2 protein-coding genes are annotated in these 3,065 nt (G+C 48.5%); both read right to left on the bottom strand.

From position 1 onward, the window contains the following. On the bottom strand, nt 1-2,471 hold a 2,471-nt coding region (locus BUA78_RS19550; RefSeq protein ID WP_175549094.1), incomplete at its 3' end, for an immunoglobulin domain-containing protein. A 447-nt stretch (nt 2,472-2,918) separates the two neighbouring features. Next, nucleotides 2,919-3,065, bottom strand: a 147-nt coding sequence (locus BUA78_RS21170; RefSeq protein WP_175549093.1) for an S-layer homology domain-containing protein, incomplete at its 5' end; no start/stop codon positions are given.

Genomic DNA, 3,065 nt, shown 5'->3' with positions numbered 1-3,065 from the left:
ATTGTCAAGGTTGCCGAATCACTAAGGATAGTGCCAGCATCGTTGCTTACTTCTACGGTGTAGGTCCCTGCATCCGAAGTCTGGGCATTGACTATCTCCAACGTCGCAGAGGTAGCTCCAGCTATATCAATCCCCTCTTTTTTCCATTGGTAGTTAAGGGGCTCCGAACCTGCCGCTGTCACTGTAAAGGTTGCTGTCTGTCCTATGGTCACCGTCTGGTTCTGAGGCTGATCCGAAATGCTCGGCGCTACCGGATCTGTCCCCGGATCAGAAATAGGCTGCCACAGAAAATATGGGTAACTTGACGGCTCTGTATCGATCGCCCAAATGGTATCAAAATCCCAGCCGGTGAAAGTCTCTTGTTGCATCATTTGCTCCGTGGGGTAACCACTTGCTGCATCAGAGGATACTTCTACACCTGCCTCGGGCTGATTTGTAGCCTCTATATCCCAGTAACAATCGCTGATAATATCTTCAGGAAAAGCCATCAATCCTACCAAACCGCCGTATAGACCAGTACCGGTCACCCTGCCTGCGGCATAGGATCTTTGGAGGACTCCGCCGTTCACTCCTACCAAGCCACCCGCCTGATTAGCGGTCACCGCGCCCAATGCGTAGGTATTCTCGATAGTGGCAGTGTTTGTGCTACTCCCCACTAGACCTCCGCCTATGGCAAGGCTCGTTACGTTGGCAACCGCATAAGAACTGCTGATGTCACCAAATGTCATACCCGCCAGACCACCGATATAGTTTCTGCCGGATACTGTACCTGAGACGCCAGTCTTGCTGATACTGCCTAAAGTAATGCCCGCCAAACCACCGACGTACGCATCGCCCGTTACATCGACATCCTCCAGCCTTGCGTTGAATACCTCCGCATCTGTACCAACAAGACCAAACAAGCCTACATAAAGCTCATCGGGACGATTGATATAAAGTCCGCTGATGGTATGTCCGTTGCCGTTAAAAATGCCAGTGAACTCAACAAACCCTTCATGAATAGGTTGCCAGCCCCTGCCTCCAGCATAGGCGGCGCCATATGTCTCGCCGAGATCAATGTCGTTCATCAATATATAACTTCCGTCCAGATCATTCCTTACATTGTTCAGATCGTCCGCTGTCCAAATTTCTATGGGATCGTCGCCGGGGCCACCAGAACCCGGATTGACCGTCAAGGTTGCTGGCTGACTAGTGACTGTTCGTGTTCCGTTGCTGACTTCCACCGTATAGGCTGCCGCGTCCGACGCTGCGGCCGCTTCAATGGTTAGCATCGCTAAAGTGGCCCCTGGGATGTCAACGTTGTCCTTTTTCCATTGATAGTTTACAGGATCCCCTGCTGTTGTAGAGGCTCTAACACTAAAACTTGCCGGTTCGCCTGCATTTATCGTCTGGTCCTCGGGCTGTGAATAGATGGTTGGTGTCACTGTCCATATAAGATAAGGGTAGCCATCGTGGCTTTCGGCCATGGCCCAAACATCGTTAAAATCCCAGTCCTCAAAGGTACTTTGTGTCTTCATCTCTGTGGTGCTTTTCCCGGTGCCCCCGGCGCTAGCCTCCTGCGTTGAAGTTTGGATGTCCCAGTAGGATCTCTCTGTAGTTCCGCCAGAAACGGCTCCCACCAAGCCACCGATAATGCCCAGCGGGTTGGTCTTCTGTACTCGACCTTTAGCGTAAGAACTGACAATACTGCCCTGGTTGTTGCTGCCTACCAGACCACCGATCATGGAGTTACCCGATACATGTCCTGTAGCATAAGAGTCGAGAATGCTTGAATCGCGGTAGTTTCTGCCCACCAGACCTCCTGCACAAATGTTAGTGGGTGTCGTCACATTGCCTGTGGTGTAGGACTCCCAGATCTGGCCATAGTGTGAGCCTACCAAGCCGCCGACATCGAAGCGAATTGCTGATACATTGCATGAGGAATAAGACTGTCTTATGAGGCCAGTACTCTGGCCTACCATGCCACCGACAGTTGTGTTGCCTGCCACTTGGCCTTTGACGTAACAATTGAAAATAGTATCACTGGGGTTAGGGGCGACCCCCGCCAGGCCACCGACAAAATCCTTTCCTCTTACCTCTACACCTACCATTCCCAAGTTGCGGATTTTTGCTTCTCTAAGAATGGCGAACAATCCCACAAAGTTTTGATTGGGACGGTTACTATAAAGTCCGTTGATAGTATAACCATTGCCGTCAAAAATGCCTCTGAAGTCGTTAATGGGCTGCCATCCAGCACCGCCATTATAACCTGGCCCGCCTGCGCTCAGATAATCGGTCAGGTCAATGTCTTGGGTCAAGATAAAATTACCCGCTAAGTTCGCCCTTACCAAAGTATCCAACTCTTCCGGAGTGCTAATCGGTATTGCATCATCGGATTTTGCATATGCAGGCGCGCTAGCCATCGGGAGGGCTGTTATCAGCATCATTAAACTGAGCAGTAAGGAAAAGATTTTTTGACAATTCAATTTCATTAAAAAGACCCCTTCTTAGACCAAATTGTAAATAAAATGCTTCACAGAATTTCTCTTAAACTAGCTGCGCTAAAGGGATTTTCTGTTTTCTTTTAAACCGAATCGCGTTTTACTTTTCGATAATCACAGCGTATATCTTCACCCCTTTTCTAACTTTTTTCATGTTCCATCAACTTCCCAATACATGAATGCTCACTGGATCCTTTTCCGTATTTTATAGAAATGATTGCTAACTTTTTCAGTATAGCAAAGGCCACTGAACAATTACTGAACAGATCTGAAACCCACGCCGGCTTGAAAATACTAAAGAAGAAACTGTCTCCCGTAGGATTCTTAACGTTTAAATTTCAGATATCTAAACAGATAACAAAAGGCTGGTTCCCGAGTTTGGAGAACCAGCCTTTTGCTGCTTTTTAAATCTTTAGTACAAGCACTTCTTTAAAGCTGTTACTTGTTAATCATTTTTGTTTCTGTTAGGAGGTTGCGGATGGCTGTGGCTGCCTCCGCATAGGTGAGCATTCCCTTCGGGTCGATGGTCGCTTTCGTTTTGCCGTTGAATACTCCGGCACTGACGGTTTTCTTGACGCCCTCGTA

Origin of the sequence: Desulforamulus aeronauticus DSM 10349, from assembly GCF_900142375.1 — a bacterium.
In the GTDB taxonomy this organism is placed as follows: domain Bacteria; phylum Bacillota; class Desulfotomaculia; order Desulfotomaculales; family Desulfotomaculaceae; genus Desulfotomaculum; species Desulfotomaculum aeronauticum.
Note: the sequence above shows the minus strand (reverse complement) of the source record. Positions and strands in the feature narration are given on the sequence as shown.